The sequence below is a fragment of the Bacillus sp. 22475 genome, assembly GCF_052044835.1.
GTDB classification, from domain to species: Bacteria; Bacillota; Bacilli; order Bacillales; family Bacillaceae_G; genus Bacillus_A; species Bacillus_A cereus.
In genome coordinates this window covers 206,759-225,204 of record NZ_JBQENW010000005.1, presented here as the reverse complement: position 1 = coordinate 225,204, position 18,446 = coordinate 206,759, and the positions used below count along the sequence as shown (strand labels likewise).

Here is an 18,446-nt window from a genome sequence, read left to right as displayed (position 1 = left end):
GTCACTTTAAAGTGGCGGCGCTTTTTTTATTACTTGCTCTCTTTATTCGTAATAGAAGCTCTTACGAAGTCATGGAACAATGGTTGTGGACGGTTTGGACGAGAAACAAGTTCTGGGTGGAACTGTGCTGCCACGAACCAAGGGTGGTCTTTTAATTCAATGATTTCAACTAGACGGCCGTCTGGGCTTGTACCAGAGAATACGAATCCTTCTTTTTCCATATCCGGACGGAACTGGTTGTTGAACTCATAACGATGACGATGACGCTCATATACAACCGGCTCATTATAAGCATTGTAAGCATTTGTTTCTTCAGCAAGCTTACATGGGTATAGACCAAGACGAAGTGTACCACCTAGGTCCTCTACATCTTTTTGTTCTGGTAATAAGTCAATGATTGCATATGGCGTATCAGGGTTGATTTCAGAAGAGTTAGCACCTTCTAAACCTAATACATTACGTGCGAATTCGATTGATGCAAGTTGCATACCTAAGCAAATTCCTAAAAATGGAACTTTGTTTTCACGAGCATATTGAATCGCAACGATTTTACCTTCTACACCACGATCGCCGAAGCCACCTGGTACAAGGATACCATCTGTGTCTCCTACTAATTCTTGTACATTTTCTGCTGTTACGTGCTCAGCATTTACCCATTTTACTTCTACATCTGTGTCGAATGAGTAACCAGCATGACGAAGTGCTTCTACAACAGAAATATATGCATCTTGAAGTTCTACATATTTACCAACAAGAGCGATTTTTGTTTTCTTAGAAAGGTTACGTACTTTATCAACTAGCGCAGTCCACTCTGTCATATCTGCAGCTGGATTGTCTAATTTTAAGTGGTCACAAACGATTTGGTCCATGTTTTGTTCTTGAAGAGATAATGGAACCGCATATAAAGTATCTGCATCGCGAGCTTCGATAACTGCTTTTGTATCGATGTCACAGAATAATGCAAGCTTGTCTTTCATATCTTGAGAAACAGGAAGTTCTGTACGAACAACGATAATGTTTGGTTGAATACCTAAGCTACGAAGTTCTTTAACGCTATGTTGCGTTGGTTTTGTTTTCATTTCACCCGCTGCTTTTAAGTACGGGATTAACGTACAGTGAATGTACATTACATTGTCACGACCGATGTCGCTCTTAATTTGACGGATTGCTTCTAAGAATGGTAGAGACTCGATATCACCAACAGTTCCACCGATTTCTGTAATAACAACATCCGCATTTGTTTCACGGCCAGAACGATATACGCGCTCTTTAATTTCGTTAGTAATGTGAGGAATAACTTGAACTGTTCCTCCTAGATATTCACCGCGACGCTCTTTTTGAAGAACTGAAGAGTAAATTTTACCTGTTGTTACGTTGCTGTATTTGTTTAAGTTAATGTCGATAAAACGCTCATAGTGACCAAGGTCTAAGTCAGTTTCTGCGCCATCATCTGTTACGAATACCTCACCGTGTTGGTATGGGCTCATAGTCCCTGGGTCTACGTTAATGTATGGATCAAACTTTTGAATCGTTACATTTAAACCACGATTTTTTAAAAGTCTTCCAAGAGATGCTGCTGTAATACCTTTCCCTAAAGACGATACTACACCGCCTGTTACAAAAATATACTTAGTCATGAAAAAGCTCCCTTCTATTTTGCTGTTATATAATCACCGTTGCAAAGCGCAACGTATGTAGATAACACTGTATCCATCTTATTGTTAGACTCTTTTTATTTTCTAAACAAAAAACAAAAAAGAAAATTGCTCCCCTCATCACATAAAGTAATAAGTAGGGAGCAATTTTCTTTTATATTTACACTTTAAAAGTATTATCGTCCTTTTTTAAAGAGCCCAAAAATGATTCTACATGGACGATAATGAAAAGTCAAGAACTACAGTTCTTCCTCTTCTTCTTCAGTTTCATCATACTCAAGTTCTTCTTCAGCGAAGTCGTCGTCTTCATCCTCTTCTAAATCATCAAGATCGTCGTCATCTCCGTCTTCATCTTCAAGAACCTTGTCCAAATCTTCTACATCATCTTCTTCGTCTGCATTTCCTTCTGCATCGTCAAAGTCATCTTCATCTTCTTCAATGTAGTCGTCAAAACCGTCTTCTTCAACTTTACGTTTCTTCTTCGGTTTTGGCTGCGGTAAGATTTCTTCATCAATTTGCTCATATGGGTACCAGCTGCGTAGTCCCCAACGGTTTTCTCCTAAATTAATGAAACGTCCATCGATGTTTAAGTCTGTATAAAATTGTGCGAGTTTCGCATTAACTTGCTCTTGAGATAGTCCCAGCACTTGAGCGATTTCTTGAACCAACTCGTTGAATGTCGTTGCTTGTCTTTTATCCCCTAAAACGCTATGTACAACTTCAATCATTGAACATTCTTTTAGCTCTTCTGGTGAATATTGCTTAAAATTCACTTATGCGGCACTTCCTTTCATCAAATATAACCTTATATATAACGGTCTGCCTAAAAAAATCCATACTATTCATTATAAACAAAAGTCGCACAAATATGCTACAAAAAAAACGGGAAACTTTTATATGGTAATAAAATTAATAATTTGTCTGTTCCTTATTTCGGAAGCATATGGGCACCTTGCAACACATACCTAATTTGCATTTCTGTATATTCTTCGAGCGTATACAGTTTTTGCAGTGCCCAACGTCTAAACCCCCACATTTGTCCTTGTATAAAAATATTATGTGCAAGAAGCTGTATTTCTTTTTTATTTAATATAAATGTTCCATTTTCCGTACACTGTTCTAAAATATCCTCAAACATTCCTACCATTTGAAACTCTTTTTCTAATACATATGGGAGAGATTCTTTCGGTAAAAAACGTACTTCTTGATACATAATTAATACTTCTTCTTGTAATTCGTCCATCACTTTAAAGTAATTCGTTATCGCTACCTTTAAACTTTCTATACTCCCTTTTTCTGTACACACTACTTCCTCTAATCGTTCTTTTACATGTTCATATATACTATCACAAACTAAATACAAAACATCATCTTTTGTACGAATGTACTCATAAAGTGTCCCTATACTAAATCCAGCCGCTTTTGCAATCTCTCTCGTTGTTGTACGCGGAAATCCTTTTTGTTTAAACAGTTGCACCGCACCTTTAATCATTTGTTCACGTCTTAACGCAACTAATTTTTCATCTTTCACCGATGCATGTACATTATGTTTAACCATTCCCTTCACCTCTCTCTATTATTTTTTGGAAGGAAAAAGCGTAGGAGAATACCTACGCTTTCGTTCCTACTTCGTTAACATACGAGAAATTACAAGCCTCTGAATCTCTTGTGTTCCTTCATATATTTGTGTAATCTTTGCATCTCGCATATAACGCTCTACTGGATAATCTTTCGTATAACCGTAACCGCCAAATACTTGCACCGCTTCAGTCGTCACCTTCATCGCTGTATCCCCTGCAAATACTTTTGACATCGCTGATTCTTTTCCATACGGAAGCCCTTCTGATTCAAGCCAAGCCGCTTGATATGTCAAAAGGCGTGCCGCTTCTACATCTGTTGCCATATCCGCAAGTTTAAAGCCAATCCCTTGCTGCGCCGCAATTGGTTTTCCAAATTGATGGCGCTCCCTTGCATATTCTACAGAAGCATCTAAAGCCCCTTGTGCAATACCAACAGCTTGCGCCGCAATACCGTTACGACCTCCATCTAATGTTTGCATCGCAACTTTAAATCCTTGCCCCTCTTCTCCAAGTAGATTCTCTACCGGAATACGGCAATCTTCAAACATAATTTCAGTCGTTGGTGAAGAGCGAATCCCTAGCTTGCTCTCCTTCTTCCCAACTGAAAATCCCGGTGTATCACTTTCTACAATAAATGCACTCGTACCGCGCTGCTTCGATTCAGGATCAGTTAGCGCAAAAACAACATAAATATCAGCAATACCGCCATTTGTAATGAAAATTTTTGATCCATTTAAAATATAATGGTCGCCATCTCTCTTTGCGATTGTCTTCATTCCACCAGCATCCGATCCAGATGCTGGCTCCGTTAAGCCGTATGCACCAATTTTCTTCCCTTCAGCCATCGGTCGTAAAAACTTTTGCTTTTGTTCTTCTGTCCCAAATTTAAAAATTGGCCATCCCGCAAGTGAAGTATGTGCAGATAGTGTTACACCTGTTGAAGCACAAACTCGAGATAATTCTTCAATCGCAATTACGTACGCTAAGTAATCGCTTCCAATTCCGCCGTACTCTTCAGGCCATGGAATACCGGTTAAACCAAGCTCTGCCATTTGATCAAATAACTCTCGATCAAATCGCTCTTCCTCATCACGCTCAGCTGCTGTTGGTGCTACTTCATTTTTAGCAAAATCTCGAACCATTTTTCTTATCATTTCATGTTCTTCTGATAGTTTAAAATGCATCTCCGTCTCCCCCTCGCCCTTTTATAAAGCACGGCTAATAACAAGTTTCTGTATTTCACTTGTTCCTTCATATATTTGCGTGATTTTCGCATCACGGAAAAATCGTTCTACTGGATATTCTTTCGTATAACCGTAACCACCAAATACTTGCACCGCCTCAATCGCGACTTCAACCGCTGTCTTAGAAGCAAATAATTTCGCAATAGATGCTTCTTTACCGCATGGTAATCCTTGTGCCCTAAGAGACGCCGCTCTATATACGAGTAACCTTGCTGCTTCGACACTTGTTGCCATATCTGCAAGCTTGAAGCCAATCCCTTGCTGCGCCGCAATTGGTTTCCCAAATTGTTCTCGTTCTTTTGCATAATCAATCGCACATGCAAGCGCCGCTTCAGCAATTCCTAACGCCTGTGCACCGATTCCAATTCGCCCAACATCTAAATTCGCCATCGCCACCTTGAATCCTTGTCCTTCTTCCCCAAGTAAATTCTTCGCTGGCACTTTCATATCTTCAAAAGTAAGTTGTACTGTACGAGAACCGAGGAGCCCCATCTTATGTTCATCTTTTCCGATGATTAAACCAGGTGTATCTTTCTCTACTATAAATGCAGAAATACCACTTTTTCCTGCCTCTGGATTTGTAGAAGCGAATACAATGTATGTACTTGCTTCACCACCATTTGTAATAAACACTTTCGATCCATTAATAATATAATGATCGCCTTTTTTGACAGCTCTTGATTTCAAACTCCCTGCATCTGATCCTGCATTTGGCTCTGTTAAAGCAAATGCGCCTAAATATTCCCCGGTTGCAAGTTTAGAAACATATTTTTTCTTCTGTTCTTCTGTTCCGAAATATAAAATTGGATTCATTCCCACTGACGTATGTACAGCTAAAATTACACCAACTGTTGCACTTACCTTTGAGATTTCCTCAATTGCTAGAATGTAAGAGATAAAATCCATTTCCGCCCCGCCGTATTTTGCAGGCGCTGGAATACCCATTAATCCAAGCTCACCCATCTTTTGCAAAATCTCTTTCGGGAACACCCCTTGTTCCATACTAGGAACAAAGGGAGCAATTTCCTTCTGTGCAAAATCCCGAACCATTTTCCTCATCATTTGCTGCTCTTCATTAAAACGAAAGTTCATATATTACGCCTCCATTTGCTATATATCCTTTAAATAATTTGGTAAGACCACTATTTTGTAACAAAAGGGGCATTTATTCGTAAACGTAGAATCCACGACCTGTTTTACGCCCTAACCATCCTGCATTTACATACTTACGTAATAACGGACATGGGCGATATTTACTATCTCCTAATCCTTCATGCAACACTTCCATAATGTATAAACACGTATCTAAACCGATAAAATCAGCGAGCGTCAAAGGCCCCATCGGATGGTTCATACCTAGCTTCATTACTTCATCAATTGCTTCTTTCGTCGCTACACCTTCATATAACGTATAAATTGCTTCGTTAATCATCGGTAGCAAAATGCGGTTTGATACAAAGCCTGGGAAATCATTTACTTCAACTGGTACTTTCCCAATTTTTTTCGTAATATCTTCAATTGCTTCATATACCGCATCATCTGTAGCCAAACCACGAATAATCTCAACAAGCTTCATAACTGGAACTGGATTCATAAAGTGCATGCCGATTACTTTTTCCGGACGCTTCGTTACCGCTGCAATTTCTGTAATTGGCAGAGATGACGTATTCGTCGCTAAAATTGCGTGTTCTGGAGCAATTTCATCTAGATTCGCAAAGATTTTCTTTTTAATATCCATTTTCTCAACAGCTGCTTCAATAATAAGATCCGCTTCTTTCACACAATCTAAATCAAGCGTTACTGTAAGACGATTTAATGTCGCTTCCTTCTCTTCTTCCTTCATGCGTCCTTTTTCTACTTGGCGCGCTAAATTTTTCGTAATGATAGCCAATCCTCTATCTAATTGCTCTTGTTTTAAATCTTGTACCTTCACGTCATACCCTGCCATTGCACATACTTGCGCAATTCCTGATCCCATTTGCCCTGCACCAATTACAACAATGTTTTGTACACCCATTTTTTCTTCCCCCTTAATTGTTAATAAATTTTATACCCTTGAACTTTAATTAGTGAACTTCAATCATCACTGCGTCCCCTTGACCGCCACCGCTACAAATCGAAGCAATTCCAATTCCGCCGCCGCGCTGCTTAAGTGCATGGATTAGTGTTACGATAATGCGCGCTCCGCTTGCTCCAATCGGATGTCCCATCGCCACTGCGCCGCCATTTACATTCAATTTTTCTGGATCGATTCCTGCGATTTCTGTACTTGCAATTGCTACTGCTGCAAATGCTTCATTAATCTCGAATAAATCGATGTCTTCAATTGTCTTGCCTGTTTTTTCAAGCAATGCGTTAATTGCATAACCTGGCGTTCTTGGGAAATCTTTAGATTCCACTGCAATTGCTGTATGCGCCAAAATTGTCGCTAATGGCTTTCTTCCTTCTTGCTTCGCTCTGTCTTCGCTCATTAACACAAGTGCGGCACCACCATCGTTTAGTCCTGGCGCATTACCAGCTGTCACAGCCGCTTCCTTATCAAATACAGGTTTTAACTTTGCTAACTTTTCAATCGTTGTATCTTCACGTGGCGCCTCATCCTTTGCAACGACAATAGGATCGCCTTTTCTTTGCGGGATCGTTACTGGCACGATCTCCTCTTCAAAACGTCCTTCTTTATGCGCTGAAACCGCACGCTGATGGCTACGATATGCCCATTCATCTTGTGCTTCGCGAGAAATTCCATCTTCCTTCGCAACTTCTCCGCCATAAACACCCATGTGTGTACCTGAAAATGCGCATGTTAAACCGTCAGCAACGTTTAAATCAATAACTTCGTTGTTGCCCATTCTGTATCCCCATCTTGCTCCGCGTAAAATGTAAGGACTGTTACTCATCGACTCCATACCGCCAGCTACAATCAGTGATTGATCGCCAGTACGAATAATTTGATCCGCTAACGTAACCGCACGAAGTCCTGATGCACAAACTTTATTCACTGTTTCCGTCTGTACTTCCCAAGGGATTCCAGCAGCCCTTGCAGCTTGACGCGATGGAATTTGCCCCTGTCCCCCCTGAATAACCGTTCCAAATATAACTTCTTCAACATCACTAGCCGCAACATTTGCTCTTTCAAGCGCTGCTTTAATTGCAATTCCTCCAAGTTCCGTCGCTTTTACATCTTTTAAAGATCCTCCAAATTTTCCAACTGGTGTTCTTGCAGCACTTAAAATAACTGTTTTACTCATGTTTCTTTCCCCCATTTCATTTTTTAACACTGAGCGCTCGCTCGGTATCCCTACGTTGAGAAGAGGTGCAATCATTGCACCTCTTTCTAAAGTTGTATACATTCTTATAAACTACATCGCTTCTTTTTTCTGTCCGATAACAGATCGTTCTAAAATCTCTGTCACATCAAGAGTTTGAACTTTCTCTTCTACCTCTTTCGCTTTCGTTCCATCACTGATCATCGTTAAGCAATATGGACAACCTGTACCGATAATGGATGGCTGTACAGCTAATGCTTGTTCTGTACGAGCAACGTTAATACGAGAACCTGTTGTTTCTTCCATCCACATTAAGCCACCACCTGCGCCACAGCACATTCCAGTTTCACGGTTACGTGCCATTTCTACAAGATTCACTCCAGGAATCGCTTTCAAAATGTCACGTGGCGCTTCGTACACTTCGTTGTATCTTCCTAAATAACAGGAATCATGGTACGTAACTGTTTCTTCAATAGCGTGAACAGGCTTTAAGCGCCCTTCTTTCACCCACTGAGCTAACAATTCTGTATGATGATAGACTTCTGCTTGCAAGCCAAAGTCCGGATACTCATTTTTAAATGTGTTATAAGCATGAGGATCAATCGTAACGATTTTCTTCACTCCTGCCTTTTCAAATTCTTCGATATTCTTTGTCGCCATCTCTTGGAATACAAATTCATTTCCAAGGCGGCGTGGTGTATCTCCAGAATTCTTTTCTTTATTACCGAGAATTGCGAATGAAATGCCTGCTTCGTTCATTAACTTCGCAAACGATATCGCAATCTTCTGACTACGATTGTCGTATGATCCCATTGAACCAACCCAGAATAAATACTCAAATTCCTCCCCAGCTTTTGATTTTTCTTTTACAGTTGGAACTGTTACTTCGTCATCACCTTGGCGCCATGTTTCACGCTCTTTACGGTTCAGACCCCACGGATTCCCTTGACGCTCGATATTTGTCATCGCGCGTTGTGCTTCCGCGTCCATTTTTCCTTCTGTTAAAACGAGATATCGACGTAAATCAATAATTTTGTCAACATGCTCATTCATAACTGGACATTGATCTTCACAGTTACGACACGTTGTACATGCCCAAATCTCTTCTTCTGTAATAACATCTCCGATTAAACTCGGATCGTAAGCGAGAGTTGTAGCCGCTGATTCTTGTTGTCCTTTTCCAGCTGCCATCATCGCTAACTGATTTCCTTGTGTATTATTGAAGGCAACTACTGGAACCCACGGTGCTTTTGATGTTACCGCAGCTCCTTTATCAGTTAAATGATCACGAAGTTTTAAAATTAAGTCCATCGGCGATAACATTTTTCCTGTTCCTGTTGCCGGACACATATTTGTACAACGACCACACTCTACACAAGCGTATAAGTCAATAAGTTGATTTTGTCTAAAGTCTTCAATTTTACCAACACCAAATGTTTCTTGCGTTTCATCTTCAAAATCAATCTTTTCAAGCTTCCCTGGGTTTGAAAGACGACCGAAGAATACATTAGCTGGTCCCGCAATTAAATGCGCATGTTTTGATTGTGGAACATACACTAAAAACGTTAACAAAATTAGTAAATGCACCCACCAAGAAAAATAGAACACTGAAATGGCTACGGTTTCATTTATCCCGCTAAAAACGTAAGCGATTGCAGAAGCGATTGGTTCACTCCATGAAAGCTCCTCGCCATGCCATATAAGTCCCATACCGTTACCAAGTAGCACAGAAATCATTAAGCCACCGATAAAGATAAGAACAAGACCTGATTTGAAGTTACGTTTTAAACGAACAAGCTTTTCTACATAACGTCTATGAAAAGCCCAAAATACTGCAATTAAAATAACAAGTGTGACAATTTCCTGGAAGAATGTAAATGCAGGGTATAGTGGTCCAAGTGGAAGATGTGATCCTGGTGCGAGTCCTTTCCAAACGAAGTCAATTGCTCCAAATTGGACAAGAATAAATCCGTAAAAGAACATAACGTGAATGATGCCGCTTTTCTTATCTTTCAGCAGCTTTTTCTGACCGAAAACATTGACCTTAAGGAGATCCCAACGCTCTTTAAAACGACGGTCAAATTCAATTTTTTTTCCTAATTGTATGTAGGCCATTCTCGTCCGTATAAGATATACAAACAAATATCCTGCATAAGCAATAACAGCAATGGCAGCCAGCCAATTAATGATCAGTAAGCTATTCATTTTTATGCTACCCCTCTCTTTGTAAGCCCTCTTTCTTTTTTTGAATCTTCAAAAATATATAATTTTCTGAATTATATCCCCTATCCCCATTATATAATGAGTGAGCATTCAGTCAACAGTTTTTTGTTATAGAACAACACATTTTTTCATAAAGCTGTTTATTTCGGTGAAACTATAAAGTGAAACTTTAATCAGTAGGGGTGGTTCATCCCCCACTGATTATTAGTTGAACCAATCGGGATTTTACGGGCAGTTGATTTCCAAACTAACTTCTACTTATTCATCAGTTTTTGAAGTAGGAAGCTTAATGCCCGTTAAAGCGGGGTAAAGTGAAACTTTAATCAGTGCAACATACTATCATCTGATGAAATTTATAATGACAGCCGTGCTACCCGTATCATTTGTAACACACTGAAGGTGAAAAGAATGCGAAGGAGGGAATTCACTGATGCTCTACTTATCTCTTTTGTTAATATCCATTGCTCTTTGGATTACAATTGACCTTTCATACGGGAGACTTCTTCATTTAAAGCGGGTAAGCTCTCGCACTTTCCCTTTACGTCAAAGTGATTTTCACCTTTATACATACGGGAAAGATTTGTATGACGCTTTATTTACTGATATAAAACAAGCACAGCACCACATTCATATTTTATTCTTCATTGTAAAAAACGATAAAATCAGTCGTGAATTTTTAAAGTTGCTGATTGATAAGGCTCAGGAAGGAATTGAAGTACGACTTTTACTTGATCGATTTGGCAGCCATTCTTTATCAAACGAAGCTATTCGCTCCCTCCGAAAACATGGTGTATCTTTTTCATTTTGTCATAAGGTAAAATTTCCTCTGCTTTTCTTTTCTGCCAATCAAAGAAACCATAGAAAAATTACAGTGATTGATGGGAAAACTGGCTATATCGGGGGATTTAATATCGGCGAAGAGTATCTGGGGCATAATGAATATTTAGGATTATGGCGAGACTATCATTTACGTCTTACAGGAGAAGGAGTTCAAGATTTACAAAAGCAATTTTTGCATGACTGGTTTGATGATACGAAACAGGATTTATTGGATGCTTCTCTTTATTTTCCAAAACAAAACCCAGGTACCATACTGCATCAATTTATTCCGACTGATGGTGCTTATTTACAGCATACTTTTTTACATTTAATTAACGGAGCAAAAAAAGAAATCTGTATCGGTACACCATATTTCATTCCCGGAAAAAAAATTATGAATGCCTTATTAAAAGCAAGAGAAAGAGGGGTTCAAATCACAATTCTTGTTCCAGAAAAAGCTGATCACCCTCTCGTTCGAGAAGCAAAATTCCCGTACTGCCGAAAATTAATACAGGCTGGTTGCAATATTTATGCATTTCAACAAGGTTTTTTTCACGCCAAAATTATTATAGTGGATGATGATATTTGTGATATCGGAACAGCAAACTTTGATATGAGAAGTTTATATATTAACCATGAAATAAACTGCCTGTTATATAGTAAACATTTCGTTCAAACAGTAAAAAATAAATTCCATGAAGATCTAGAGAATGCATCCATACTTTCCTATAGCGATGTAAACCCAACTTCTCTTATCGATAGAGGAAAGGAATGGATTGGAACAATGCTTGCTTTCTTTTTATAGGAAAGACAATGAATAAAAGAGGTGTATCTCATATGATTATGCGGTTTGGATATGTCTCACATGCAATGGCACTCTGGGACTGTTCTCCTGCCAAAACAATGACGTTTACAAGCTTTAAGAAACTCAGCAAGCAAGAGCGAGAAGACAAACTGTACCATGTTATAAGGCAAAATTTAGAGCACACAATACGTATCCTACATTACAATATAGCGCATGAAATCCCACTATATCGCCTATCGTCTTCCATCGTTCCACTTGCAACACATCCCGAAGTCGAGTTTGACTATATTGGGGTATTCACACCACTTTGGCGTAAAATAGGAGCTTTAATTAAAGAACACGATTTACGAATAAGTTTTCATCCAAATCAATTTACGCTATTTACAAGCGACAAGCCACATATTACTACTAACGCTATTAAGGATATGACTTATCATTATAAAGTATTGGATGCTATAGGCATTGCAGATTCTTCTTACATTAATATTCATGTAGGTGGAGCCTATGGAAATAAAGAAAAGGCAATTGAGCGCTTCCATGAAAACATAAAAAAACTTCCTGCACATATAAAAAAACAAATGACTCTTGAAAACGATGATAAAACATATACAACTTCTGAAACTTTATCAATTTGCCAAAAAGAAAATATCCCATTTGTATTTGATTATCATCATCATATGGCCAATCTTTGCGAGGAACCACTAGAAGAGTTGCTTCCTGCAATTTTTGAAACTTGGTCACATACAAATATCTCTCCTAAAGTTCACATTTCCTCTCCGAGATCGGAAAAAGAATTTAGGGCTCATGCTGAATATATCGATTTAGAGTTTATCAAGCCCTTCTTACACGTTGCAAAAAAAAACAATCATAATTTCGATATTATGATTGAAAGTAAACAAAAAGACTTAGCACTATTCCAATTAATAGATGAACTTTCTGCTATAAGAGGAATTAAAAGAATAAGTGGTGCAAAGTTACAGTGGTAAATTGTAACTTTGCACCATTATTTCAAAAAAGTAATTTTTATAGTAAAAAATATTCTATTTTATATGCTATTATTTAAATTAGCATTTTCTCCCCGAGATTCAACTTTATTGAAACGGAGTCATAATATGATTAATCAAAAAAAGTATATACAATCTGTCATAATATACATATTTATATTTGCTCTTTGGATATTCCTTATACCAAATGAGTTGAATATAAAAGAAATCGGGATTCTTTTCTTATTCTGTTTCGCTGCACTTTTTTCTTGCTATTGCTTATGTAAAGCGATTAGAAAAATGACGCATGGTGATAAATTATTTTGGATTTTATTATTATGTACTTGTCTATGCGGGTTAGCTATGGAGATAACTTTATTCCTTCATTCACTTTCTATTCATGAGCAAGTTATATTCTCATATAAAGCATTACCTTTTTTTATCATACAATATGTTTTACTCTTTGTTGGATTTGCTATAAAGTTTATAAAAATTTACTCTATTAAGGGTCTTGCTCAATTTTCATTCGATAGCATCTTTATTGTTATTATGAACATTTATTTCACTTTAACTTTTATCTTGGACCTTTCAAGTTTCCGTATGCTAACAAAGGAAACTTGGATTTTAATCGGCTATTTTATTGCACAATCATTAGTAATTTACGCAGTTATTAGTCTATATAGAAGAGAACAATATTCTTCTAGTAGAATCGCATTAATTATCGGTTTCACTATTATACTCGTATATGGTTACATTCATCTGTTTCAATTAAATTTTGGGATGAAAACTTCTCCTGAATTTAATTATTTAATACACACTGCTTCTATTTTATTAATTGGACTTTCTTCCATACTATATATCTTGGATAAACCAATGCAACATGAAACGAAAGCAAAATATTATCGATTCGATTATGTACGTTTTATACTACCTTATTTTAGTATAATTATTACTTTTTCCTTTATTATCATTCAACCTTGGGATGATAAATTTATGTTAATTGGTCTCGTATTATCACTTATTTTGTTATTCTTGAGACAACTTTACATATGGAAAGATAATCAAGCACTAATCCTTACATATGAACAGTTGACTACACAACTAGAGGACGAAGTTGAAGAAGGTGCATTTGCATTATCAAAAAGTGAACAACGCTATAAATCTTTATTCGAAGATCATCCCGATGCCGTTTTCTCTTTAAATATGAATGGTATTTTTCAACAATCTAATAAGGCGTGCGAAAGCTTATTTACTGCCTATTATTGCGAAGTAGCAAGCTATACTCTGGTACACTTCATTGATTCAAAAGACCACGAACTACTAAAGAAGGCTTTACAAATTACAAAGGAAGGTAGGCCACAAACGTTAGAAGTTCGTACAAAAGAACAAGAAGGCTATTATTATTATCTCCATATTACACTTATCCCTATTTTTATAAACAAAGAAGTGGTCGGAATGTTTGGGATAGCGCGTGATATTACCACTTTATATGAAAAACAAAAACAAGTAGAGCATTTAGCCTTTCACGATGCACTTACTGGATTACCAAATCGCCGAAAATTCGAAAAGGATTTAAAAGCCATGTTAAATACAGCACAAACTAACGCAAATGATGTTGCTGTCATATTCCTTGATTTAGATCGATTTAAAAAAATTAACGATAGACTTGGTCATGACGTCGGAGATTTATTATTAATTGAAGTAGCAAAAAGACTACGCGGTTGCTTGCGTTCAAAAGATGTCGTCGCTCGCCAAGGTGGAGATGAGTTTACCATTCTATTACCAGAAATGTACTCAGAAAAAAGTGCAATTTTTATAGCTGAACAGATTTTAACTATTTTAAACAAACCATTCTTCATTCAAGGCGAAGAACTCTCTATTACACCAAGTATCGGAATTGCGATGTATCCTGATTATGGAACTGATGTAAATGAGTTAATGAAAAATGCTGATATGGCTATGTACCGTGCGAAGGCAAATGGAAAAAACAGATTTGTTTTCTTCTCAAAAGAAATGAGTATTGCTCAAAATGAAATTCAATTCTTAGAAGGTGAACTTTCAAAAGCATTACAACAAAATGAATTTTTCCTTGAATATCAGCCACAAGTAAGCACAAAAACAAAACAAATTATCGGTTTTGAAGCATTAATACGTTGGAAGCATCCAAAACTTGGTATCGTATCTCCGGCCCAATTTATCCCTCTAGCAGAGGAAACTGGTTTTATTATTGAACTTGGTAATTGGATTTTACGTACTGCCTGTTTAGAGGCAAAAAGATGGCATAATCAAGGTTTTTCCCACTTAAAAGTTGGTGTGAATTTATCTGTTGTTCAATTTAACCATGCAGATTTAATCTCAACTATTTCAAAGGTGTTGGAAGAAACAGAACTGAAACCAGAAGCACTAGATATTGAAATTACGGAAAGCATCGCAATTAATCAAAATCAATCTGTAGTTGCAAAACTAGAACAGCTTCAAAATCTCGGCATTCAAATTTCAATCGATGACTTTGGAACTGGTTATAGTTCTTTAGCTTATTTAACAAAATATCCAATTAACACATTAAAAATTGCTCGAGAGTTTATTTGTGGAATTACAACTAGCCCTTTAGAAGAAGCAATTGTCTCTTCCATTATTACACTATCAAAAGAACTAAATTTAGAAGTGATTGCAGAAGGTGTAGAAACGGAAGAAGAATGGGAATTTTTACATAGACAAAATTGTGATCACATTCAAGGATTCTTTATTAGCAAACCTGTTTCTAGTAAAGACGTTTGGATGTTACTCCATAAAAAAACAACCGTCTAAGTAAGACGGTTGTTTTTTAATATTCATAAGGTATCTCTCCAGCTAATTGTACCTCTTGATCACTGTGAGAAATTATTTGACTTTTCTCTAATGCTGTATCTCCTAATGAAATACCCCATGCCATTGCTAACGTTAATATACTACCAATAAGTAGTTTCTTCATATTCCATCACCCGCATTTTTATTTAAATATATCATGAAAATTTATCCATATATTATGCAATTATGCATATTTGTTTTTTAGGTCCTTTTTATTTCTTAATTTTTTTTATAAGTGATTCTTTTAATGTATGGTTTCCTAATATATCAAAAAAGAAGCACGCTTTTTCGTAAGCATCTTCAATTTCCGCTCTATCACACCCTAGCTTTGCTAGGCATTGACCTTTTCGAAAGTATAACTGTCCAATTAATGTCATACTATTAATTTGACAAGATAGTTCAATAGCTTTATTTGCGTGACAAAGCGCTTCTTCGTATTGATTATCTGAGAATAATGCTTTTGCATGATTATGTCTCACCTTCACATCAAATTCTTTATTATCATGCAATGACTCTAATTGTTTTAATATATTTTCAAATAAATCAATAGCCTTCTTCAAATAGCCATTTTCAGCATAAATGTTTGCAATTGCGTTTTCAATATAAAGACTCTGATATACATCTATTCCTGCCAATTGTTGATTGAGCAATTTCTTTAATTCTAAAATACAATATTCGTAATCGATTTTTTTCAATATGTAAGCAGCTACATAATATTGCCATTGAAGAAATTGCTGAAGCTCGGGGTGATATTCTTCCTTTTTCAACTCATTCCATACTCTATTATAAATTTCTTTATATTTCTTTTGCTTACAAAGCATAATAATTTGATCTTTTAACTGCTTATTCCTCTCAATATCAGAATAAATGAGTACCTCATAAAAATGAATAATGGGAACTTGTAATTTTGCTGCGATACCTTGCAATATATCCATACTTGGGTATACCGCGCCCGATTCAATTCTACTCACTTCCGATTGATGACATATGTTCTCGGATAACTGTTTTTGTGTTAATCCTCTCATCGTCCTAATTTTCTTAATTTCATTTCCTAATTTTTCTGCGTGCATATTTACTCACCATCCCATTATAACAATCTAATTTTTTGAGTTGTCATACCACTACAATAATGTGAATTCGACAATTTTTGATATGAAATAATGCATAATATATATATAATTCGGCAAATTTTTCATACAATTCATCTCACATACAATAATAGATTAGGAGTGTTATAGATGAATTATAGAAAACTTGCTAGTGCTTTCGTTGCATTCGGTCTTCTTTGCCCTTTATCAACAGAAGCTATTCATGCTCAAGAATTAGACAAAAGTGCAGTCAAAGTTGAAATCGCTCAGCCTGGTTTAACAATCGGGAAATTAACACAACCTCAAAATGATACGAAAGAAAATATTGCTAAAAAGTATTTAAAAGGTGAGGTAAACGGGGCTAAAGCTCAACAAGAACAAGTCACTACTGAAAAAAATGTAGATTTCCAACCTACAAATAAAGAAACCAAAGAAAATCAAACCGAAGTTCGCCTTGCACAAACATATAAAAACTATAAAGTATATGGCCAAGATCTCATTGTAAAAGTAGATAAAAATGGAGTGATCACAACTGTTAGTGGTAAAGTTGTTCAAAATTTAAATCAACAACCTAATCTTACTATAACAAATTTTTTGTCGAAAAATGAAGTAAAATCTAAATTACGCGATATAGTTCAAATTCCAAGTGATGCAGCTGAGACGGAATTCTCTAGCGAAACCGTTGTTTATAAGAAAAAAGATGGCTATTATACATTCGCAACTGTTATTACATTTACTTATGAAAATAATGAACAAATTATAAACGGCAATGCTATCGTTGATCTAAAAACTGGCGAAGTACTTTTCCAAGAAAAATTCATTAAAAACAAAGAGAATAAGACTATAAATCAAGTAACATCACCTAGATTATCCCCTGCAAGTGAGCAAGGAACTGGGAAAAATGCACTTCAAGAAAACATCTCTTTCAATATTGCCAAAGGAACTGATGGAAAATTTTATTTAGCCGATTTATCACGCGGAAATGGTATTTATATTTATAATGCAAACTACGCCGATTCCCTCGGGGGATATAGTCAAGCTGGTTATCCAGGGACACTAATTTCAAGTAGCACTCCTAATTTTGCAGATAAAGAAGCCGCGGGCGCTATGAAGAACATGAGTGATATTTATGATTACTTTAAGAAAGAACATAATCTAAAAAGTTACGACAATAAAGATTCAAAAGTTGTTGCTAGTGTACACGGTTTTGATTCTACTGAAGTTAGTGATGGTTTAAAAGAAGACTATGTAAATGCATTTTGGCATCCTGCTTGGAACCAAATGGTATTTGGTGATGGTTTAGACGGAAAACTAACATCAGCTCTTGATGTAACAGCTCATGAATTTGGACATGCTGTATTCAGTGGCACGACAAAAAATAAAGTCGTGAGATATCCAAGCGCTGAAACATCTGCACTAAACGAGGGATTAGCAGATTTCTGGGGTACACAAATCGAATATTACGTAAAGAAAGATAAAGGAAACTGGATTATGGGCGATACATTAGGTGGCCTAACAATTCGTGATATCCCAAGGGAAATTGGTGACGGCGGCCATAAACTATATACAAATTTACAAGATTTCTATAACGATGGTAATAATCAAGAATCACACGTAAATTCTGGTATTATTAGTCACGTATTATATCAATTAGCTGAAGGTAAAACATATAACGGTGTTGCTGTTCAAAAACAAGGTAATGAAAAAGTAAGTAAAGTTGTTATGCGTGCATTGCAAAATTACGCAACTTCCGCTGAAGACTTTGAATCACTTCAATCTCACATCGTACAAGCTGCAAAGGATCTATATGGCACTGCCGTATCAAATGAATTTGCAAAGGCATTTGAAGCACATGGTTACAAGTCATTACAAAAAGTAAATCAAGTAATAGAAGTAAAATAAGTATAAAAAGAAGGTCACCTCTCATAGGTAACCT

14 protein-coding genes are annotated in these 18,446 nt (G+C 36.7%); 4 read left to right on the top strand and 10 right to left on the bottom strand.

Annotation, left to right across the window (positions count from 1 at the left end; translation table 11 throughout):
• Positions 1-29: 29 nt before the first annotated feature.
• The 8 genes from pyrG to ACTJJY_RS11130 form a co-directional block, all read right to left on the bottom strand.
• The gene (gene pyrG, locus ACTJJY_RS11165; protein WP_060632967.1) at positions 30-1,637 is read right to left on the bottom strand and encodes a CTP synthase; all 1,608 of its coding nucleotides are present in this window, start codon (positions 1,635-1,637) and stop codon (positions 30-32) included.
• Between the two features lie 257 nt (positions 1,638-1,894).
• Entirely contained in the window at positions 1,895-2,428 is a 534-nt protein-coding gene (gene rpoE / locus ACTJJY_RS11160) for a DNA-directed RNA polymerase subunit delta (protein ID WP_440605524.1), read from the bottom strand.
• A 155-nt stretch (positions 2,429-2,583) separates the two neighbouring features.
• Positions 2,584-3,213 carry a TetR/AcrR family transcriptional regulator gene (locus ACTJJY_RS11155; protein WP_000238601.1) on the bottom strand — a complete coding sequence of 210 codons (630 nt, stop codon included), beginning with the start codon at positions 3,211-3,213 and terminating at the stop codon, positions 2,584-2,586.
• A 66-nt stretch (positions 3,214-3,279) separates the two neighbouring features.
• Positions 3,280-4,419 (bottom strand): acyl-CoA dehydrogenase AcdA, encoded by a 1,140-nt coding sequence (acdA, locus tag ACTJJY_RS11150; protein WP_000545539.1) that lies wholly within the window; start codon positions 4,417-4,419, stop codon positions 3,280-3,282.
• Positions 4,420-4,440: 21 nt separating this feature from the next.
• Entirely contained in the window at positions 4,441-5,571 is a 1,131-nt protein-coding gene (locus tag ACTJJY_RS11145) for an acyl-CoA dehydrogenase (RefSeq protein ID WP_078994090.1), read from the bottom strand.
• A 73-nt stretch (positions 5,572-5,644) separates the two neighbouring features.
• Positions 5,645-6,496 (bottom strand): 3-hydroxybutyryl-CoA dehydrogenase, encoded by an 852-nt coding sequence (locus ACTJJY_RS11140; RefSeq protein ID WP_000538874.1) that lies wholly within the window; start codon positions 6,494-6,496, stop codon positions 5,645-5,647.
• Positions 6,497-6,545: 49 nt separating this feature from the next.
• Positions 6,546-7,829, bottom strand: coding sequence for an acetyl-CoA C-acetyltransferase (locus ACTJJY_RS11135; RefSeq protein ID WP_106823484.1), 1,284 nt, complete (start codon positions 7,827-7,829; stop codon positions 6,546-6,548).
• A gap of 9 nt (positions 7,830-7,838) precedes the next feature.
• Positions 7,839-9,950 (bottom strand): heterodisulfide reductase-related iron-sulfur binding cluster, encoded by a 2,112-nt coding sequence (locus tag ACTJJY_RS11130; protein ID WP_001086772.1) that lies wholly within the window; start codon positions 9,948-9,950, stop codon positions 7,839-7,841.
• A gap of 448 nt (positions 9,951-10,398) precedes the next feature.
• Between ACTJJY_RS11130 and cls the strand changes: the two genes are divergently transcribed.
• The 3 genes from cls to ACTJJY_RS11115 all read left to right on the top strand — a co-directional run bounded on the left by cls (position 10,399) and on the right by ACTJJY_RS11115 (position 15,383).
• Positions 10,399-11,592 (top strand): cardiolipin synthase, encoded by a 1,194-nt coding sequence (cls, locus tag ACTJJY_RS11125; protein WP_440605523.1) that lies wholly within the window; start codon positions 10,399-10,401, stop codon positions 11,590-11,592.
• A 32-nt stretch (positions 11,593-11,624) separates the two neighbouring features.
• On the top strand, positions 11,625-12,578 hold the full coding sequence (gene uvsE, locus ACTJJY_RS11120; RefSeq protein WP_440605522.1) for a UV DNA damage repair endonuclease UvsE: 954 nt from the start codon (positions 11,625-11,627) through the stop codon (positions 12,576-12,578).
• 126 nt (positions 12,579-12,704) lie between these two features.
• Positions 12,705-15,383: a DUF4084 domain-containing protein gene (locus ACTJJY_RS11115; protein ID WP_440605521.1), complete on the top strand. Its 2,679-nt coding sequence runs from the start codon at positions 12,705-12,707 to the stop codon at positions 15,381-15,383.
• Positions 15,384-15,399: 16 nt separating this feature from the next.
• Here the strand turns inward: ACTJJY_RS11115 and ACTJJY_RS11110 are convergent, their stop codons facing one another.
• Together ACTJJY_RS11110 and ACTJJY_RS11105 are read right to left on the bottom strand one after the other, a co-directional pair.
• Positions 15,400-15,546: a quorum-sensing peptide PapR gene (locus ACTJJY_RS11110; RefSeq protein WP_000734719.1), complete on the bottom strand. Its 147-nt coding sequence runs from the start codon at positions 15,544-15,546 to the stop codon at positions 15,400-15,402.
• 88 nt (positions 15,547-15,634) lie between these two features.
• On the bottom strand, positions 15,635-16,492 hold the full coding sequence (locus ACTJJY_RS11105) for a helix-turn-helix domain-containing protein (RefSeq protein ID WP_053563303.1): 858 nt from the start codon (positions 16,490-16,492) through the stop codon (positions 15,635-15,637).
• A 168-nt stretch (positions 16,493-16,660) separates the two neighbouring features.
• Here ACTJJY_RS11105 and ACTJJY_RS11100 point away from each other — a divergent pair, with 168 nt between their 5' ends.
• Positions 16,661-18,412, top strand: a complete 1,752-nt coding sequence (locus ACTJJY_RS11100) for a M4 family metallopeptidase (RefSeq protein WP_440605520.1) — start codon at positions 16,661-16,663, stop codon at positions 18,410-18,412.
• Positions 18,413-18,446 lie beyond the last annotated feature (34 nt).